Source organism: Vibrio sp. 10N.261.55.A10 (genome assembly GCF_041470825.1).
GTDB classification, from domain to species: Bacteria; Pseudomonadota; Gammaproteobacteria; order Enterobacterales; family Vibrionaceae; genus Vibrio; species Vibrio crassostreae_C.
In genome coordinates, this window is the sequence record NZ_JBFRNC010000029.1 from 18283 (window position 1) to 35894 (window position 17612).

The 17612-nt window shown below is 44.9% G+C and carries 21 protein-coding genes; 6 read left to right on the forward strand and 15 right to left on the reverse strand.

Features of this window, described 5'->3' with window-relative positions; genetic code table 11:
- Window positions 1–281: 281 nt before the first annotated feature.
- Together AB4274_RS08950 and AB4274_RS08955 are read right to left on the reverse strand one after the other, a co-directional pair.
- Window positions 282–1844: a glutamate synthase-related protein gene (locus AB4274_RS08950; protein ID WP_372111794.1), complete on the reverse strand. Its 1563-nt coding sequence runs from the start codon at window positions 1842–1844 to the stop codon at window positions 282–284.
- A gap of 226 nt (window positions 1845–2070) precedes the next feature.
- Window positions 2071–2628, reverse strand: a complete 558-nt coding sequence (locus AB4274_RS08955) for a DUF1439 domain-containing protein (RefSeq protein ID WP_372111796.1) — start codon at window positions 2626–2628, stop codon at window positions 2071–2073.
- 162 nt (window positions 2629–2790) lie between these two features.
- On the opposite strand from AB4274_RS08955, the gene AB4274_RS08960 reads away from it, so the two are divergent.
- The 4 genes from AB4274_RS08960 (at window position 2791) to AB4274_RS08975 (ending at window position 5833) form a co-directional block, all read left to right on the forward strand.
- Window positions 2791–3177, forward strand: a complete 387-nt coding sequence (locus AB4274_RS08960) for a thiol-disulfide oxidoreductase DCC family protein (RefSeq protein ID WP_017062190.1) — start codon at window positions 2791–2793, stop codon at window positions 3175–3177.
- A gap of 222 nt (window positions 3178–3399) precedes the next feature.
- Window positions 3400–4719, forward strand: coding sequence for an ABC1 kinase family protein (locus AB4274_RS08965; RefSeq protein ID WP_372111799.1), 1320 nt, complete (start codon window positions 3400–3402; stop codon window positions 4717–4719).
- Between the two features lie 104 nt (window positions 4720–4823).
- Window positions 4824–5369 carry a glutathione peroxidase gene (locus tag AB4274_RS08970; protein WP_372111801.1) on the forward strand — a complete coding sequence of 182 codons (546 nt, stop codon included), beginning with the start codon at window positions 4824–4826 and terminating at the stop codon, window positions 5367–5369.
- Window positions 5366–5833, forward strand: coding sequence for a DUF3429 domain-containing protein (locus AB4274_RS08975; protein ID WP_017062213.1), 468 nt, complete (start codon window positions 5366–5368; stop codon window positions 5831–5833). Before AB4274_RS08970 ends, AB4274_RS08975 begins: the two co-directional genes overlap by 4 nt.
- Window positions 5834–5907: 74 nt before the next feature.
- Here AB4274_RS08975 and AB4274_RS08980 read toward each other — a convergent pair whose 3' ends face one another.
- The 5 genes from AB4274_RS08980 to AB4274_RS09000 all read right to left on the reverse strand — a co-directional run bounded on the left by AB4274_RS08980 (window position 5908) and on the right by AB4274_RS09000 (window position 10010).
- A complete protein-coding gene (locus tag AB4274_RS08980; protein WP_372111803.1) occupies window positions 5908–6342 on the reverse strand; it encodes a GNAT family N-acetyltransferase in 435 nt (144 codons plus the stop codon).
- Window positions 6343–6492: 150 nt separating this feature from the next.
- Entirely contained in the window at window positions 6493–7107 is a 615-nt protein-coding gene (locus tag AB4274_RS08985; RefSeq protein ID WP_102320553.1) for a LysE family translocator, read from the reverse strand.
- Between the two features lie 130 nt (window positions 7108–7237).
- Entirely contained in the window at window positions 7238–7555 is a 318-nt protein-coding gene (locus tag AB4274_RS08990) for a hypothetical protein (protein WP_017070274.1), read from the reverse strand.
- Window positions 7556–7630: 75 nt separating this feature from the next.
- The gene (locus AB4274_RS08995) at window positions 7631–9067 is read right to left on the reverse strand and encodes a lipopolysaccharide biosynthesis protein (protein WP_372111806.1); all 1437 of its coding nucleotides are present in this window, start codon (window positions 9065–9067) and stop codon (window positions 7631–7633) included.
- A 16-nt stretch (window positions 9068–9083) separates the two neighbouring features.
- Entirely contained in the window at window positions 9084–10010 is a 927-nt protein-coding gene (locus AB4274_RS09000; protein WP_372111809.1) for a glycosyltransferase family 2 protein, read from the reverse strand.
- Window positions 10011–10326: 316 nt separating this feature from the next.
- Between AB4274_RS09000 and AB4274_RS09005 the strand changes: the two genes are divergently transcribed.
- Window positions 10327–11475, forward strand: coding sequence for a glycosyltransferase family 4 protein (locus AB4274_RS09005; RefSeq protein ID WP_372111811.1), 1149 nt, complete (start codon window positions 10327–10329; stop codon window positions 11473–11475).
- A 185-nt stretch (window positions 11476–11660) separates the two neighbouring features.
- Here AB4274_RS09005 and AB4274_RS09010 read toward each other — a convergent pair whose 3' ends face one another.
- The 5 genes from AB4274_RS09010 to AB4274_RS09030 form a co-directional block, all read right to left on the reverse strand.
- Window positions 11661–12434 carry a viroplasmin family protein gene (locus tag AB4274_RS09010; protein ID WP_372111813.1) on the reverse strand — a complete coding sequence of 258 codons (774 nt, stop codon included), beginning with the start codon at window positions 12432–12434 and terminating at the stop codon, window positions 11661–11663.
- Window positions 12435–12515: 81 nt separating this feature from the next.
- Entirely contained in the window at window positions 12516–12821 is a 306-nt protein-coding gene (locus tag AB4274_RS09015) for an NIPSNAP family protein (protein WP_017070270.1), read from the reverse strand.
- Between the two features lie 62 nt (window positions 12822–12883).
- On the reverse strand, window positions 12884–13213 hold the full coding sequence (locus AB4274_RS09020; protein WP_029235401.1) for an AzlD domain-containing protein: 330 nt from the start codon (window positions 13211–13213) through the stop codon (window positions 12884–12886).
- 2 nt (window positions 13214–13215) lie between these two features.
- Window positions 13216–13944: an AzlC family ABC transporter permease gene (locus AB4274_RS09025; RefSeq protein WP_029235402.1), complete on the reverse strand. Its 729-nt coding sequence runs from the start codon at window positions 13942–13944 to the stop codon at window positions 13216–13218.
- A gap of 104 nt (window positions 13945–14048) precedes the next feature.
- The gene (locus AB4274_RS09030; RefSeq protein WP_372111815.1) at window positions 14049–14882 is read right to left on the reverse strand and encodes an AraC family transcriptional regulator; all 834 of its coding nucleotides are present in this window, start codon (window positions 14880–14882) and stop codon (window positions 14049–14051) included.
- 236 nt (window positions 14883–15118) lie between these two features.
- Between AB4274_RS09030 and AB4274_RS09035 the strand changes: the two genes are divergently transcribed.
- Entirely contained in the window at window positions 15119–15457 is a 339-nt protein-coding gene (locus AB4274_RS09035; protein ID WP_086775055.1) for a hypothetical protein, read from the forward strand.
- Window positions 15458–15521: 64 nt separating this feature from the next.
- Here the strand turns inward: AB4274_RS09035 and AB4274_RS09040 are convergent, their stop codons facing one another.
- From AB4274_RS09040 to AB4274_RS09050, 3 genes are read right to left on the reverse strand one after another with little or no spacing between them, the layout of a single operon-like run.
- A complete protein-coding gene (locus AB4274_RS09040) occupies window positions 15522–16061 on the reverse strand; it encodes a lipocalin family protein (RefSeq protein WP_017062226.1) in 540 nt (179 codons plus the stop codon).
- 52 nt (window positions 16062–16113) lie between these two features.
- Complete coding sequence (locus AB4274_RS09045) at window positions 16114–16581, reverse strand: MarR family winged helix-turn-helix transcriptional regulator (protein ID WP_017062227.1); 468 nt, start codon at window positions 16579–16581, stop codon at window positions 16114–16116.
- Entirely contained in the window at window positions 16544–17557 is a 1014-nt protein-coding gene (locus tag AB4274_RS09050) for a DUF2955 domain-containing protein (protein WP_017070267.1), read from the reverse strand. Before AB4274_RS09050 ends, AB4274_RS09045 begins: the two co-directional genes overlap by 38 nt.
- Between the last annotated feature and the right edge of the window lie 55 nt (window positions 17558–17612).

The following is a 17612-nucleotide window of genomic DNA, read 5'->3' on the forward strand; positions in this document are numbered from 1 at the left end:
TCAATTACGGAGCTCAAAATTCATAACTGAAGATTCGTAACGTCTGTTTGATAACATCAAAACCTGCACTAGGCGACAAGGTGATAGATTGTGTTTTTAGATTGGGGATGATGATAAAACCTCAAGTTAACTTGAGGTAAAGCGATATTTTCAAAATATAGGAAATAGTTTAAAAACACTTATAAAGCAGTTGATTATGAAAGGTTTAACATAGGTTGGCATTACACAGGAAAAAGTCAGCACACCCAAAATACATTGAGTGTGCTTTATCGAAGTATTATTTACTTAAAGTGATTTAATGGACAGACACCAGAGTAAGCGACACCGGATAGCTCGGCCATTTCGCGATTCCATGTTGCCAAATCGTGAGGATTAAACTGATTCAAATGATCATGACCACACGCTCTCGCCATCACTTGCATCAACTCAGTCGAGGCTTCGAAGAAGTTCTTCAATTGATTCGATGCCTTCTCGACATTTAACCGTTGGCGTAAATCGGCTTTTTGAGTCGCGATACCCGCCGGGCAATTATTGGTGTTACACATTCGGGCGGCAACACAACCTATCGACTGCATGGCACTGTTCGAGATAGCGACACCATCTGCACCAAGCGCCATCGCTTTTACGAAGTCCATCGGAACACGAAGCCCACCAGTAATGATTAAGGTGACTCTGTCACTTACGCCTTGCTTGTCTAGATAGGCTCTAGCGCGAGCGAGTGCTGGAATAGTGGGAACACTGATATGGTCACGGAACATTTCTGGCGCCGCCCCTGTACCGCCACCACGCCCATCTAAGATGATGTAATCGGCACTGGCATCAAGCGCGAACTGAATGTCTTCTTCGATGTGATTGGCACTTAACTTAAAGCCAATCGGGATACCGCCTGTCACCTCTCGAACACGGTCGGCGAACTTTTTAAAATCCTCGACCGTGTTAAGGTCGACAAAGGTGGGTGGAGAAATCGCTGCCGTGCCCGCTTCAATGCCACGCACCTCCGCGATCTTGCCTATGTTCTTCACGCCCGGTAAGTGCCCGCCCGTTCCGGTTTTGGCACCCTGCCCGCCTTTAAAGTGGAAGGCTTGAACGTTTTTGAGCTTAGCTTCATCGTAACCAAACTGAGCACTGGCTAATTCATAAAAGTAGCGAGAGTTCGCCGCTTGCTCTTCGGGTAACATACCGCCCTCACCGGAGCAGATACCCGTCCCTGCGAGTTCGGCACCTTTCGCCAATGAGACTTTTGCTTCTTCAGATAGCGAGCCAAAACTCATATCAGACACAAACAAAGAGATGTCCAATTTGAGTGGCTTCTTCGCTTTGGGGCCAATAATCAGTTCAGTTCCAACGGGCACATTCTCCAGCAAAGGCTTGGTGGCCATTTGCGCGACCATCACTTGAATATCGTCCCAGTGAGGCAATAGATGTCTTGGAACGCCCATGGAGGTCATTGGCCCATGATGTCCAACCTTGGATAAACCATCACGCGCCAGTTGATGAATAAACTCGACGGTAGGTTCTTCTTTGGTTGCGCTCGCAGCTGGCGACAAATCTGGCGCAGCCGCTTGAATGTGAACCTCCGGGCCTTCTTGCCCAACTTGTTCCGCTGTGAACTGTTTATGTGTACCATCGCAAAAAGGGAGGTTGTTCGAATACTTACAGCGGCACAGGTAAGCGTCGCCGGTTTCCTCGGCCACGAAACTCTTTGGTTTGAAGCCCGTTCCTGCATGAGAACCATCACAAAACGGTTGGTTTTTCGATTTGCCACAGGTACAGAAGTAATACTCCTCGCCTTCGGTTAGCTCGACCTTAACGGGTTTGTTATCCGCTATTACTGGATTCTTCATAGTTCGCTCACCTTTTCTTTTTTATGATTTGATGACTGAAGCGATGACTTGCTCACAAGAGTAAAGTAAAGGTGAGATACGCGGCGAATTCAATAAATAAGCCAGAGAAAACAAGCTGAATAGACAGTCTAAAAACAGAAATCTTACTGATTCAACACAAACAAAAATGGCCACCAAATCGGCAGCCATTGTGTTTTAAATCTGAGTCTAAGCTAAACGTGAAAGGTTAATCGAATAACTCGATGACCAGCTTGTTGTCTTTAATCACTAGATTAGGTTCCGATGACTTGATCAATGACTCTTGAACCTTGTTGCTGTCCAGTTTATAAACTGGCGACTGAGACAACGCAAAACCAATCATAGAAACGGCAGGCTTAAGTAGTTTGGCGACCTCAGGAGAAAGCTGTTTGTCTTTTTCTTCAAAGCGCTCTAAACGCAGTGATTTCAAATAAATCTCGCCGCTCTCTTTGTCATATTCGGGAATCGCGCTGAACTCTAAGTCTAAATCCAACCCCATATTAGGCATATTGAACACTTGAACTTTTGCATTGGTATTCGCCAACACGGACACGCGTTGTGCATCGGCTCGACCAATTTGCACTTCTAGATCATCCACAGCCACTTGTGCGTACATCACACTTTGCACACCAACCTCTTGTTCTAGCATCACTGAGTCTTCAAGGTACTTCGTCATTTCTTGCTCGGTAATGCTGTAGCTAACACAACCACTGAGCATCAGGGCTGTCACAGCTATAATCAAACGGTTCATTAACTTTGTTGTCATTGGAGATAGGCTCTTATTTTTTAAATGCATGGAACGGATGTTACCTCGAGATGATACTGTAAATTGGTTGTCACAATAACAGTGTCGGATAACTGGGCAGAATGATCCACCTAAATGGTGATGTCGTATCAATGAGAATTGACGAAAATAGTAAGGAAAACAATGACTGCATTAACGATATTTTACGATGGAACCTGTCCACTTTGTGCAAAAGAGATGGCAGCACTGACTAAGTCTGATTCCAAAGATCAGATCCAGACCGTCGATATCTACAGTGAAGCGTTTTCAAACTACCCGCAAATAGATGCCGAGGCAGCCAATACAATCTTGCATGCACTGGACGAAAACGGAAAGCTGCTGCTCGGTTTAGACGTGACTTACCAAGCGTGGAAGCTAGTAGGAAAGGGTTGGCTGTATGCCCCGTTACGTTGGGCGATTTTTAAGCCAATGGCAGATTGGTGTTATCTACGGTTTGCCAAAAATCGATATAAGATTTCGTTTTGGCTAACCGGAAAATCACGTTGCAACGGTAACAGCTGCACAAAATAGTGTTGAGTTAAGACATGCCGCTGGCGACTTTGTAGTAAACGATGCCAAATAGGGCTGCGAACACCAATACCGTAACGGCCACTTTCAACCAAATAAATTTCATGCTTTGTCCTTTTAATTCTGTTTACTGTTCCACGCGACAAGTTAGCACAACAAAACATACGGTTGTGTAATGATTGATAGAACTTTGTAGTGAGTCTTGATAACTAAGTGAGAACCTTTATGTCGGCAAAAGAAAGAAATCTACCTACCCATCGTATTTCAAGATTCAGTAAGTTCGTCTCGCTGGCAACAAGGGTCGCGGGTAATGTGCTAACGGAAGGCACCAAGCAAATAGCACAAGGCAACAGGCCCAAAGCAAAAGACTTACTGCTAACGCCACAAAACATTGCTCGTCTAACCGATCAACTCGCACACCTGCGCGGTGCAGCAATGAAACTGGGGCAGATGCTATCAATGGATGCAGGCGATATCTTAGAACCTGAATTAGCCGATATTCTTTCTCGCCTGCGCTCAGACGCAGATCCTCTGCCAACAAAGCAACTCAACCAAGTGTTAGAAAGCTCACTCGGCATCAACTGGAAAGCAGAATTTCTTTCCTTCAACTTTAAACCGATCGCCAGTGCGTCCATCGGACAAGTTCACCAAGCCTACAGTGATGCGGGAGACAAACTTGCCATCAAAGTCCAATACCCAGGCATTCGAAAAAGCATCGACAGTGATGTGGACAACGTTGGTACATTGCTCAATATTGTTGGGTTGATACCAAAGTCAGTCGATTACAAAGGCTTGTTAGAAGAGGCGAAAAAACAACTACATGATGAAGCCGACTATGCTCGCGAGGCTGACTACGCGACTCGTTACTATCATGCGCTTAAAGAGCACTCTCACTTCGTCGTACCTAAGATTCATACGCAAATCTCATCAGAATCGGTGCTCGCCATGGACTTCATTGAGGGCATCTCGATAGAGCAAATTGAAGGTTATGATCAAAGTACTCGAGATTTTGTGATGCACAGCTTGCTCGAGTTAATGTTCAAAGAGCTGTTTGACTTCAAGATAGTGCAAACCGATCCCAACTTCGCCAACTATCTTTACGTTGAAAACAAGCGACAGATTGGGCTTTTAGACTTTGGAGCAACCCGAGAATACAGCGGCCGCTTCAGTGATGGCTATCGTTTGGCTTTTACCTCTGTGATTACTCACGATGAACAAGGACTCAACAAGGCGTTAGAGCAGATTGGATTTTTTAGCGAGACCATCCTCCCAGACCAGCGCCGAGCGATTCTCAACTTAGTGAAAATGGCCTGTGAACCCATGCTTGTCGATGAAGATTACGACTTCAAAGCCAGTGGTTTAGCACAAAGGCTTCGTGAAGCTGGAACCATACTCAGCATGGAACAAGAGTATTGGCACACGCCACCAGCAGACGCTCTATTCCTCCACCGAAAGATTGGAGGCATGTACCTGCTGGCATCTCGCCTTGGAGCCAAGGTGAATATCAGGCGCTTGGTGGCGCCCTATTTGCTAAGCGACAGCTGATACTTAACTGATAGCTGATACTGAAGCAATTCTGGTCTTTAAAGTGATCATTTTAAGTCGTTGAACAGTAATAACAGTTACGCCAACTAAAATGAGTCAGACTTATGAAACATTCACTGCTGTGCTCCACCGCCCTAATCGCGAGCCTAACAAGTTCATTCGCTTTTTCAGCTAGCTGCCCTGAGATACTCTACGGCAAACAAAGGCTGTTAAATTCAAACGAAGAAATTGAGCTGTGTGAAGAGTTTCATGGTAAGACTTTATTGATCGTGAACACGGCAAGTCAGTGCGGTTTCACTCCGCAGTTTGAGCAACTCGAGCAACTTCATCAAACCTACAAAGACCAAGGCTTCACGGTTATCGGTTTCCCAAGTAATGATTTTCGCCAAGACAAGGGAAGCGAAGAGAAGACGGCAAAGGTTTGTTACCTAGACTATGGCGTGACCTTCCCAATGATGGCGCGAGCTTCACTGTCTGGTAGCAACGCCAACCCCGTGTTTACAGAGATACAACAGCAAGCGGGCGTAACGCCTAAATGGAACTTTTACAAATTCTTGATCAGTAAAGAAGGTAAAGTCGTCGCCACCTTCCCTAGCTCCACATCTCCAGTGAGTGCCACGCTCAAAAACGCGATTGAGCAGCAGTTATGAAGGCGGATTACATGGCAACAACTCAAACCCGTAACACCATGGCCAAACTGGGGTACATGGGGTTAATTCCGTTTTTATTCGGTCTTCTCCTTTCGCTCACCGACAGCCAATTTATGGGGATAAGCGGTGAAACGCTGTTCATCACCTACAGCGTGGCAATTTTGAGTTTTCTTTCAGGGATCTTGTGGGCAAATGGCATCGAAAACTTTGAAAGCCAATCAAGTAACAAAGCACTGCTAATAAGCAACGCGATTGTGCTCATCGCTTGGCTGGCAGTATTGCTTGGCGAACAAAAAGAGCTAGTGACAACTCTGATTCTCATCTTTGGTTATATTGCGGTTTGGCGAGCTGAAAGGACGATGAGAGAAGAGAACCAGAGCCAAGGTCCTGATGGCTACTTTGATATGAGGACTCGGCTGACCTCTAGTGTCGTGTTAATGCACGGTATCGTGATGCTAACCTAGAGCTACGAGATTGTCTTTGAAATGTGAGCCTTTGATTTAGTTAAGCGCCTTTGTTAAAAACCGTTAGCAACAATCTAGATGATGAGCTTCATCACTAACCTCGGCTCATCATCACCAAAGTAGTTGTCTTCTTGCTTGATGGTAACGAACCCCATCGATGCATAAAGCCCACGAGCCGATGTGTTATTTGGGTCTACAGTGAGCAAAAGCCTAGCATCTCGAGGCAACTGCTCAATCGCCTGTTGCATCAGTTTCCGGCCAACTCCCATGCCACGATAATTCTGGTCTACAGCCAATGATAGGACCCAAAACTCATTCTGCTTGTCTGTGGTTGTCGTTAAGGCATAGCCAGCAATCTTTGAGTCTTGCTTAGCAACCAATAAACCTTTTCCCCAGCAATCAAAGGCCTGACGAAAGAAAAACAGCGGATAGGCGTGAGCGCCAAACAAAGCATGTTCAAGCTGGTAGATATCAGCCAGTTCTTGTTTTTCCGCACAAACAACATTCATAGATAGACCTCATTTAAACCGAACCTCAAGTTTAAACATGCAAACTAAAGGTGCTATTAATAATATATCAACAGCCTAAAGGCTTACGAACTACCTTAACGAAGATGCCACTTAACTAACGCCTGAGGAGTAGATTAGGTTACTTATGTTTTACTGTCGAATAACCAACAAATTTGCGCCAGATAACGCAAGAAAAACCGAGCACGCTTTGTTGAAACGTTTTGCCATTTGTGGCTTAGAGAACCAGTTTCTGAGGTATAAGCCAAATGCCGCGTAGATCGATATCGCGAGCATTTCTAACACTAGAAAGGTGCTACCTAAAACAAAGAATTGAGTATTTACGTTCGCTGAAACATCGACAAATTGAGGAAGGAATGCAGTGAAAATGAGTATCGCTTTTGGATTGCCAGCAGCGAGTGCAAATTCTTGTTTAAACAGACCAAACCAATTCTTATTTCGTTCGATATCCACGACCGGACTGGCGTGTGAGCGCCATAGGTTGAACGCGATCCACAACAGATACATCGCGCCAAATAGTTTGATCAGGAAAAACAGCGTTTCAGAAGTATAAAGCACAACCGCTAAGCCAGATGCAGCCAAAGCAATCATGCCAGAAAAAGCGAGGATTCTTCCTAGGCCTGCGACAAAGGCGGCCTGAAATCCGTAACAACGGGCGTTGTTCATTGATAACAAATTGTTTGGGCCCGGAGTCATGTTGAGCGCAAAACAAGCGGGGATAAACAGCAGTAACTTCCAGATTTCCATTGGTGCTTCCTAATTGCCAAATGCCGTGATTATAAAATCCTTAAACAATGTCTTATCGTTTATAACAGCATTTCATATCTTTTGTAACTGCATAAAAAATAAGCACCAAATCTATACAGTAAATTTTCAATCAGTTCTCAAAAAACTGTTCGTACTCGGGTGTCGCTAGATTTTCGGCGACACCAATCTCACCGACGAAATAGATAGCGCTCGCAATTGTATCTATCGTTGGGTTTGATTCTCGCTCTGGGAAGTCGCCAACAGCAGGAACAGATTTTGGCGCAGACACCGAACTACAAACAAGGCTATTACATACCCTGTTTTGATTTTCTAAGGAGATAGCTTCAGGAACGTCAAAGTGCTGAGTGAGTACGTCGTGGTTAGACAATTCAGACGAAGCGTACGATAAGGTTGAGAATAGAGCTGAGAGCACAATCCACTTGTTCATGTATCTTTCCATTGATGGCATTCATTGAATTTATAAAAACTATCGGATCTCACACATTATGAACAGTGTTTTATTTTAATTTGCGTGAGACTGCTTACCCAGCATCAACTTGTCGAGCAGAGCTTGCGGGACAACGATCACTGAGTATTTAACAAAGGCCACCAGCGCGATTACACCAACAGCCGATCCAAGAATAAAGTCATGAACATCAACCAGCACCAAGCCAAGAACTCGATCACTAATGATGGCAAGTATGGCGATACTCAGCGCTGTCATCCATTTACGATGCTCGTAAGGCAAGTACTCCATTTTTTGGCTCACGATATAGAGCAGTGACAGTCTCACGGCATAAGTGCCACAAAGCACCACCACAACGCCCCACACTCCATAAATCGGTGTCACAACAAAATAACCAATCGCAGCTAGAATCGCACACCCGCCTTGTATCCACATTTGCGATTGGCTTGAGTGACCGCTGAAACAGCCAAGGTTAAGGTAATCCCCAGCGTTCTTAATCACACCAATCGCCAAGAGTGCCACGACAATCGTGCCTGCATATTGATAACTGCTTGGCAAAATCAAAGTAATAAAACCAGGTACAGTAAGGATCATCAAACAACCGAATACAATGGCCAGATTAACACCGACTAACGCCCTATCGGCACACATCTTACTGCCACCCGGCTGTTGAAGCATCGCCACACGGTTTGGAAACCACCAAAGCGCGTAAGGCTGCAACAACAGACCAAGAATCAACGCGAACTTTCCGCTAACCGCATAAATCGCGAGTTCTTCGACACCGACGAAGCTTGCCATTACCCAGCGGTCGAGCCCCATGATCATATACATTGATGCACCGCCAACCAGAACGGGCAGTCCGAATTTTAAGATCTTCGCCGAGTATTTGAAGCAACCAAAAGATCCCATCTCTTGCCATTGATAACGCACTAAACAAACCATTAGCAACACACTGGATACCGCAGCTGAAATCAACACGCCATCTATACCGTATCCAGCCTCAAGCAAAACAAAAGTCATGATGGCTTGAACACCGGCTTTCAACACATTGAGCATGCAAAAACGTTTCGCCATCGCGTTCATACGCATCAGCGTTAGCGGGATAGAAATCGCCCCATCGAGCATGGTAGGAATAAGCAGAAGCAGTATCTGGTAAGGCTGGAATTCAACTGGCAACATTAAGATTAACAACGGCATACTGAGGGCAATCAAGGCGCCCCCAAGCACGCACACCAGCACGCTCAATGTGAAGCAGTTCGAGACGAGCTTTTGCTTTTCATCACCTTCGGCGACACCCACATAACGATACATGGCATCGACAATACCGAAGCTGAACAATATCGTCCCAATGTCTGCCAGCAAGACAATGGCTTCTAAGGAACCATACTCTGCCAACGTCATATTGTGCGTAATGTACGGGATCATCACCAATGAAATCCCTTTCATCATTAATATACCGATGGCGTAGTAAGCCGACTGCTTTAAAGAACCCATAGTCGTCACCTTTTCCTTACCAAGCTGGCTTTAGGAAACTTTTACAGTCTCCAATTAGGTGTCGCAATGTGCGTTTTTGAGGTGACATGACCAAAGAACGGAAACTGTAGGCAATAGCCTGTCTATTCTGTTGTAAACCTCGATAATAGTCAGCATAACCTTCCAGTATTCTCGCCTTTGCGATTTTGAAGCTAGAAGTGGGTAGATTCCATCGTTGACTGTCATTTTGGTAATGTTGAAGAATAGTCTCTATAGACTGCAAATTTCTCAATTTAAGACTTTCAGTTTGGGTAACAGAGCTCGCTCTCATCAAGTAGCCAACCTGCACCGAGTTCAACACACCGATCTGATGGTTTTCACTCATTCGAAGCCACAGTTCCCAATCTTCCCCATACTTGATGTCAGCATTGAAACTGTCTGTTTGAGAAAACACATCCGCTTTCACCATGACCGTTGATGTTCCAATCACGTTATTTTCTATGATGAACTCCAACGGGTTCTCGATATTGATGAACAGCTCATCTTGATCTTGAAACTGCGACCAGTAACTAAAGCAGTCGACTATTACTTGGTAATCTTCAGTAAGATGCTCGTAGTTAGTAAAGCTCATCGCGAGATCAGGGTAACGTTGATGAAATTCGAGTTGGCGCTCAATTTTTTCAGGAAACCAGAAATCGTCTGCGTCTAAAAAAGCGATGTATTCACCGGTCGCCTTGTCAATCCCTAGGTTTCTCGCTTGAGGCGCACCAACACCCAATGTGGACAACGTAATAATGCGTTCATCGTCTATAGAAGCAAGATACGTCGACGTTCCATCGTTACTGTTATCGTCAATGACAATCAGCTCAACATCTTGATGAGTCTGCTTTAGTACACTGCCAATCGCTTTCGGCAGGTAATCCAAACAATTGTAGGTAGGAATAACAACACTTACTTTAGCCATAATGACGCCCTCAGATTTATACGTTATATGGCTGACGTTGCATGTTCTATGCCGAGAGTGTCTTGCTATGAAATCACCTCTATATCAGTCACCTACGCGTCCATTCTCAAAATGACGACCAAACACAGATGTTCAAAAAAACTGCAACTCCAATTTGATTATCAATTTGAGAAAACGAGCTACCTCTTAAGGGGTAACCTTCGAAAAGCAATCAGAAAGCCCTCCAAAGCTACGATTCGATCTTGGTTCGTATCTTGCTTTATTGGTTATTACCTTGGCTTGATAGCTTTAGTCATATGGATTTGAGGAGTAAGGAATGAAGAAAGTAGCATTTGTGGCGCCAACCTACCCAGTACTCAGTGAGACCTTCATTCAAACAGAAGTCGACTCTGTGAAAGCGTGTGGGCACGATGTTTGTGTAATGACGTTCAAAATTGAAAACAGTGAAAAACAGTTCGACTACGACATTGTCGAAATAGGTAAAAATGTTCGGAAGGGTAAAGTCGCCAGCATTAACTGGATAGGTTTCATCAAGGCTGTCTCATTTATTTCTAAGCAAACCAGCATGCCGAAAAAGTCACTGTTCGCTTATGGGTTTAAATTAGCGCTGCAACTCGCGGAAAACGACGTCGAACACGTACATGCGCATTTCTGTCAGCACACCACAGCTCACGCCATCGTCGCGGCAAAGCTGCTGAATATCACCTGTTCGTTCGTTGCTCATGGTCATGATGTTTACGAGTTCGCTTATGACATTGAACATAAAATCTCATCGAGTGATTTTGTGGTTGCAGTGTGTAAAGACATGCTTGCTGACTTCAATACCATGGCGAAAGGAAACATTAAGCTCCTGCATTGCGGAGTTAATACCAAACAGTTCCAACTCAACCCAAAAACCGAAACGAAGCAACTTCGCTTTATTTTCCTTGGCCGATTAGTGGAGCAAAAAGGTATCCACCATCTTATTGATGCATTGGCGCCGATTGCCGAACCTCTCGACATTCATCTCGATATCATCGGTACTGGCGATTTAGAGCAACAATTAAAGTTACAGGTCAAAGAGCAAGGGCTCACTCGAAACGTGACCTTTCTTGGCGCTAAGCCTCATGAATGGGTGAAAGAGAAACTATCGAATTATGACAGCCTAATCGCGCCCTTCTGTTTTTCCGAAACCGGATGTGTGGATACAGGGCCTCTGGTTTTAAAAGAAGCGATGGCTGTGGGAACGCCAGTCATTACCACCAACATCATGGGATGCAAAGAGATCGTCTCACCAGAGACAGGTTTTGTGGTTAACGAAAAAAACGTGGAAGAATTAAGAGAAGCGATTGAGCGTTTCGCGCAGCTGAGCAGTAACGATAAAACATCGATGAGTTTAAAGGCACGTGAGAGAGTGAAAGACAGTTTTAATTCGATCAAACAAGCTCAGCAATTATCTCGTTGGATAGAGAACCCTGCTCAATAAGGATGAACTCAGGCAGTAAGCATCGCAAGGGCTGCTGCGTCTCACAAGAACGACTATGCACCATAAGAAAACGGAGCACCACAAAAACAAAAGAGCGCTACATCAATTTGAAATGTAACGCTCAACTTAGCACTGCCCAATGATCGCGACTTATGCTTTCAGTAGCTTTTCATTAAGAAGCCTAACTAGCCTGCTCGCAGTGCCAAAATAGACTCAATATCGTCGATGTCACGATATTGAGCGAGTTGTTGCTCTTTCGATGAAATAGCCACAATCGACATTCTATCGGCCAATTCGTTACCTTCAATACCAACGTGACCGTTCACATGGTAGATGGTAATTTTTGAAGCCAGTTCTTGGTAGAGCGCATACGCAGGCTTAATAATATCGAGGTTTTTGATCTCGCCGCCCGACTTAGTCCAGCCCTTTTTCTCCCAACCCGTTGCCCACTTAGTAATACAATCAATTGAGTACTTAGAATCACAATAGATCGCAACAGAGAGGCCCGCGTTTAACTTCTCTTTCGCGAGAATAAACGCTTGCTTAAGCCCATGTAATTCGGCGGTATTGTTGGTACCAACAGGTTGATACAAGCCATACCACAATTCGGTTAATTGGTTGTTTTGGTATACCGCTAACCCCGTCCCTGCTTCACCAGGGTTTGGTTCACACGCACCATCGGTAAAGATCTTGATATCAAAAGGCATATCTGTGATTTGCTGCTCCGAAAGAGGCGGCACCTTAGCTTTCGTCGCCTTACCCGCAGAGTTTGGCTTTGTCGCTGTAGAACCTGACGCAGACGACGTTTTACCACCGAAAGCAGACTCAGCCTCGCCTAGTGTTGGGAACGATTTATATCTCGCACCAGCGAAACCATCGACTTGGGATTTACACTCGTTCCAAGTGGTAAAAATACCCGGTGTGCGACCTTTCCAAACCACATAATATTTCTTAGCCAAACTAACTCCTTACCAAAACCTAAACACACAAACAGTGAATCAGTACATTAGATGCCACCACGCTATACGTTGCAAGGTCTATCACTCTAAAACAGGTCTAAAAAAGCTGCGTTCATAACTCACGATGCAATCAACTTCGTCTGCAAATTCAAACGCTTTAATACACTCAGCATCGTTCAACGATTTAATCCGATACTCTTCATAGGCAGCCAAACTTTCAAAGGTAAACAGCGCCAAGGCAATATTGTTCGCCCCTTCCGACGGTAAGAAATAACCATTGTGTTGGCCCCCGAATTTAGCGACCAGAGGAATCCACATTTTTGCGTATGCCTCAAACTCATTTACCTTTTTAGGATCAATCACATATCGAACATAACAAGTAATCATATTTATACAGCCCTTAAATAATAGGAGAAACACAAAGCCTAAGTTGACATTGAAGTTGAAGCTCACGAGAAAAGGTAATCAACCGCGACAAGGTTATAGAACAAAAACACCGCCATGCTAACGCCGATCGTTAGTAGCACATTGCCTGTTTTCCAAATCAATAAGCCAGTCACCACCGCGCCTATCAAGTATGGGTTTTCAAGGCTTGGCCAAAATGTTTGTTCAGGAGCAAATACAATTGGCCCCCAAATCGCAGTCAGCACCGCTGGGCTTGAATAGCGCAATAGGCGCCTTGCGGTTTGATTGAGTCGAAGCGGGATTGCAGGCTCAAGAAACAGATACCGACTAAAGAAAACAATCGCAGTCATGAGGAATATCGTTAACCAAATCATCTCTATTTCCCCTCCACGATTGTCTTGTTACCGTTGTTTCGCTCTTGGAACGATTCACTCAAAAAGCCCGCTAACATACCTGCAATCGCTGCAATCATTAGCCCGCCCTCAATATTGTTAACCGACATGGCAACCGAAGTGACCAATGAAACCACAACACACACAACGACGGGTAGAGTTCGGATTAATGGGAACACCAAAGCGATAAAGGTTGCTGCGACCGCGAAGTCGAGCCCAATTTCATTGAGTGAAGGAATTTGGCTTCCCGCGACAATGCCAACAAAGCTCGCAATATTCCAAACGAGATAAAAACCGCCGCCTACACCCGCAGCATACCAGCGATTAAATTCTTTCTGAGACTGCCCGCTACAAATCGCGAACAGCTCATCGGTGAGCCAAAATCCGAGTAATAGACGCCAACGCGCAGGAAGATGGCTGATTTTGTCACGCATCGATACGCTATACAGAAAGTGCCTTGAGGTGATGAACAGTGTGGTCAACAACATAGTGCCTAAACCAATACCCGCTTTAAACATACCTGCAGCAACAAGTTGTGCTGAGCCAGCAAACAAAATAGCCGACATCGCTTGCGCTTGAAGTTGATTCAATCCGGCATCTATCGCATATGAACCGGCTAGAATTCCCCAAGGGATTACCGCAATACTCAAAGGCATTCCCGCTAAAACGCCTTTCCATAACTGTGTTCGTCTATCCATTGTTTCACTGTCCATATCATTCTTTTCTCTCTTTACATTCGCTATTCAATGTAAGAAGAGTGGAGTCGGTTCGATTGTACAAACTTGCTCGATTTAAAGACTGAATTAACGTGTCCGATTTAGAGCATCTTGATGTATTGCCCCGGCGTGTAACCATTGGCTTTTTTGAAGTGTCGATGAAAATGGCTTTGGTCGTGAAACCCACACTCTTGCGCGGTATCAGAAATGGTATGTCCTTGTTTCAATAACTTACGCGAAAGCCTTAACCTAGATTGGATTTGATACGCATGTGGCGGAAGACCAAACTCTTTTTGAAAAGAACGCACTAAGTGAAACGGGCTCAATGCCGCTAACTTAGATAGTTCGTCTAGGGAAACATCGGCTTGTGGAAAATCATCTAAGAACTCTTTAACCAGAACGAGCTGACGCTGAGTTTTACCATCGAGTTGAGGGTTAAGCGGCGATTTTCCATGTCGGCTAATCAGCTTAACCAGCATCCCGTACATCAAGGTCTCTCTTAACAGGCGATTGTCGGATTCATCGATCGTGTTAAAGACCAGCCTCAATTGATTGGCGAGTTCAGGATCTTCAACAACCGCTCTTGGGAAGTAAGGCGCGCCGTAATTGGGTAGGTTTAGCTCTTGAGTGATCTTGGCAAGTTGATCTGGGAGTGGATACATGGCTCGATACGCCCAACCGCCTTCAGTGGCAGAGTGACCGCTATGGACTTCGTCGGCATTGACCAGAATAATCGCATTTTGTGGCGCAATATGATGTCCGCCCGTTCGATAGAAACGCTGAGCGCCCTGCTCGATGACTCCCAGCGTATAGCCCTCGTGGCTGTGGCGCGAGAAGTTCTGCTTTTCGTATTCAGCATTAAGAATTTCAAGGCCGCCGAGCTCTTCGGTTATCTTATATTCGGCCTTCTCTTTAGAGCGTTTCTTGTTCTCCATAACAATTCCCAAGCCTGTTGATTATCGAGCGACTTATCAGTCTACTCTATAGTCTCTTTCAGCTTTTGTACAAAATTGCGCTTTTGTTTGTTAATACCGTTTTTGTCGTTGGCTTAATAACGCTTTCTAACTGGGAGGAAAGTCTTGGTCTATAACTAGTTGGCAAAAAATTGACAATAATCTAATCATACACGCCAATACTGTCTTCAAATCATCAGCAATAGACCTGATACACCATGAAAAATACGCTAATCCTTTTCTTTTTCCTGAGCCTAACAGGATGTACTCATAACCAATCAAAAGCACTGAGCATGAACTCCTCGTCGGTTAACACATACCCACAATCGATGTCGAACCTGCAACTGTGCGACACCTTGTATTACGGGCGCTCAAGTAACCAGACACTCGCAGCAATTGGCAGTGAATTCAATCGAAGAGGGTTATCCAAGAGTTGGTGTGACACCGAAACCAACAAGCTTTATCTAACAAAGACAATTGATTGGGTTGCTGACCAAGTAGAAGACAAAGAAGATTCAGAGGAAGATGCGTCGGCAGTGGTGTTGCCTGCGAATTAGAACGGGTTAGCAATGTTGTTTGCTTATTAGCCGAGCTACCTAGTCAGGACTAGCCGAACTTACTTTATTGTTCAGGCACATCATTGATATGTTGTGACACACGAACTAGCTTACTGGTTTTAAAACCCATGCTCTGCGCCCGTTCAATCAGCGAGTCTAAGTCTTGTTTGGTGAACTCTGCAGTGCGATACAAGATCTGTAAGGTATTTTTGGTAGGACCCACCAACAAAGCCTGAGTGTAATCTTCATTCAAGAAAATTACCTTTCTCTGCTTCTCATAAGGGCTATTCGCTTCGACTGAAAACCACGCTTCGGTTTGAGAGCCCTTAAATGTTGCGGCTTGTTCTTTGGTCTTCCACTCATTCTTTTTCGCGTTATAGCCTCGAGTTGTCAGCTTAAGATTACCGTCAGATTCAAATAAAAAGCTAAACGACAAAGAACCGAGCTTTGATTGCAATGGATGCGGGATAAAACAAGCGGAATACCATGTACCAGCGAAGCGTTCGGCATCAAAGTCAGAGGCGGGGATTTTAGACGTAGGTTTACTGCCACGAAACGTAAACAACAGCTTAATCATTAGCATCGCTAATATTTTGTATGTCATGTCACTTACTCTTTATTCGATTGTTATTAGACCCACACCTTCGATCGCATAATCAGTCGACGAATTGGTCTGTTTTTACAAGCTTAGCCAACAAGGTCTGTAACTGCTTGGATTCGTCTTCACTCAACGCACTCTGAAACTGCTCGCTGATACTATCGACCATAGGCTCACAATATTCGGCAAGCTTCTTGCCCTCTTCCGTTAAAGAAAGAAGTTTTACCTTTTTGTTCGTTTCACTCTTGCTGGCCTCAATAAGGTTCAGCTTAATCGCGTTATCAACCAAACGCTTGGTCACAGAGCGATTTCGAAGCAAGTAATTGGTTAACTCTTGCTGAGTGATTTTGCCATGCTTATCTAACACTCGAAGCGCACCAAACATCTCTAGAGAAATGCCCGAAGTGGTGCCCATCTCAGCGGTGACTTGAGCTCGAAACTGTTTGTAAGCAAAGCCCATTAAGAACATAGGATTGCTGTCGAGTGCATCAATTCCGGTGATGGATAATGCTGGTTGATTTTCCATATATAATTCCTTGGCAGACCACTAATAATACCAACACGATGGACATTAACTCTGCACGAAAGTAGGTATCTTGCAAACCAAGATCGGTTGCTGAAACATAGAGTTGCAATGGTAGCATAGTTCCTAACATCGCTTCAGTATGCATACCTCGCACGCCACCACGACTGCCGCTGATCCAAATTGCTATCATGGTCACCAAGCTTGTTAGTCCAATGATATACACCCAATTATAGGAGTGTTGCCCCGCTAACAAGGTTACGAAGACCAACGCCAATGCACAACCACCAACGTGGGCTTGTAAACAGTTTTTCACCACCATTTGATAGTTCATGCGTTCACTTTGCGCAGCCGCAATAATCACAGGCATCATACAGAACGTCGCGGCAATCAAATCGACCATCATCAAAAATGCTAAACCAACTCCAAGCATGACCACATATATCACTCGCTGCTGGTACGTCACAGGAACACTTTGCATTGGCAGCGGCGACATCGCTTTGGGCGGCTTTAAGAACAGCATCACAAATCTCACCACAACCATGGTCGTCACCATGCTCACTGCTATATCGCGAACCCAGTCCGTCATCGGCATTGGGCCATGTTGTGCAAACACAATCACCAAAAACCAATTGAGCAATGGGATGTAGATTTTCCCAAGTTTGGCAGGCGTGTCGGCCCACCTTCTTGCTAAATCAAATACCCATAAACTGATCCCCCAAACCACTGCCGGGTGTGAGGCAAATAACTGATCGACAAGCAGAGCCACACAAGCGACACCCAAGATAGGGAGAAACGCTTTGAGCATACCTCTCACTGAGTAGTCGTTAATCTTGGTCGCCGCCATTACCGGATAAAGAGCGAGGTACGCCGCAACACCTAGCTGTAGCCAAAGTTGAGCCAACATACCCAAAGACACGATAGCGCTGATCCAAGCTACTTCAGACCAGTTAATCGGGCCTCGAACTTCGTTATTCATAATCTGCCTCTTAGGTCGTAAATCGTTATTTCGTCAGTGGGTAGTCAGTTAGTCG

What these genes read in the sequence shown, in the direction of transcription:
- AB4274_RS08985 (WP_102320553.1), bottom strand. Translation starts at nt 7,107, where the DNA reads ATGGAAATCTGGAAGTTACTGCTGTTTATCCCCGCTTGTTTTGCGCTC.
- AB4274_RS09020 (WP_029235401.1), bottom strand. Translation starts at nt 13,213, where the DNA reads ATGATTTGGTTAACGATATTCCTCATGACTGCGATTGTTTTCTTTAGT.
- AB4274_RS08950 (WP_372111794.1), bottom strand. Translation starts at nt 1,844, where the DNA reads ATGAAGAATCCAGTAATAGCGGATAACAAACCCGTTAAGGTCGAGCTA.
- AB4274_RS09025 (WP_029235402.1), bottom strand. Translation starts at nt 13,944, where the DNA reads ATGGACAGTGAAACAATGGATAGACGAACACAGTTATGGAAAGGCGTT.
- AB4274_RS08995 (WP_372111806.1), bottom strand. Translation starts at nt 9,067, where the DNA reads ATGGGTTCTTTAAAGCAGTCGGCTTACTACGCCATCGGTATATTAATG.
- AB4274_RS08960 (WP_017062190.1), top strand. Translation starts at nt 2,791, where the DNA reads ATGACTGCATTAACGATATTTTACGATGGAACCTGTCCACTTTGTGCA.
- AB4274_RS08980 (WP_372111803.1), bottom strand. Translation starts at nt 6,342, where the DNA reads ATGAATGTTGTTTGTGCGGAAAAACAAGAACTGGCTGATATCTACCAG.
- AB4274_RS09000 (WP_372111809.1), bottom strand. Translation starts at nt 10,010, where the DNA reads ATGGCTAAAGTAAGTGTTGTTATTCCTACCTACAATTGTTTGGATTAC.
- AB4274_RS08955 (WP_372111796.1), bottom strand. Translation starts at nt 2,628, where the DNA reads ATGACAACAAAGTTAATGAACCGTTTGATTATAGCTGTGACAGCCCTG.
- AB4274_RS09050 (WP_017070267.1), bottom strand. Translation starts at nt 17,557, where the DNA reads ATGAATAACGAAGTTCGAGGCCCGATTAACTGGTCTGAAGTAGCTTGG.
- AB4274_RS08970 (WP_372111801.1), top strand. Translation starts at nt 4,824, where the DNA reads ATGAAACATTCACTGCTGTGCTCCACCGCCCTAATCGCGAGCCTAACA.
- AB4274_RS08990 (WP_017070274.1), bottom strand. Translation starts at nt 7,555, where the DNA reads ATGAACAAGTGGATTGTGCTCTCAGCTCTATTCTCAACCTTATCGTAC.
- AB4274_RS09045 (WP_017062227.1), bottom strand. Translation starts at nt 16,581, where the DNA reads ATGGAAAATCAACCAGCATTATCCATCACCGGAATTGATGCACTCGAC.
- AB4274_RS09030 (WP_372111815.1), bottom strand. Translation starts at nt 14,882, where the DNA reads ATGGAGAACAAGAAACGCTCTAAAGAGAAGGCCGAATATAAGATAACC.
- AB4274_RS09015 (WP_017070270.1), bottom strand. Translation starts at nt 12,821, where the DNA reads ATGATTACTTGTTATGTTCGATATGTGATTGATCCTAAAAAGGTAAAT.
- AB4274_RS08975 (WP_017062213.1), top strand. Translation starts at nt 5,366, where the DNA reads ATGAAGGCGGATTACATGGCAACAACTCAAACCCGTAACACCATGGCC.
- AB4274_RS09035 (WP_086775055.1), top strand. Translation starts at nt 15,119, where the DNA reads ATGAAAAATACGCTAATCCTTTTCTTTTTCCTGAGCCTAACAGGATGT.
- AB4274_RS08965 (WP_372111799.1), top strand. Translation starts at nt 3,400, where the DNA reads ATGTCGGCAAAAGAAAGAAATCTACCTACCCATCGTATTTCAAGATTC.
- AB4274_RS09005 (WP_372111811.1), top strand. Translation starts at nt 10,327, where the DNA reads ATGAAGAAAGTAGCATTTGTGGCGCCAACCTACCCAGTACTCAGTGAG.
- AB4274_RS09040 (WP_017062226.1), bottom strand. Translation starts at nt 16,061, where the DNA reads ATGACATACAAAATATTAGCGATGCTAATGATTAAGCTGTTGTTTACG.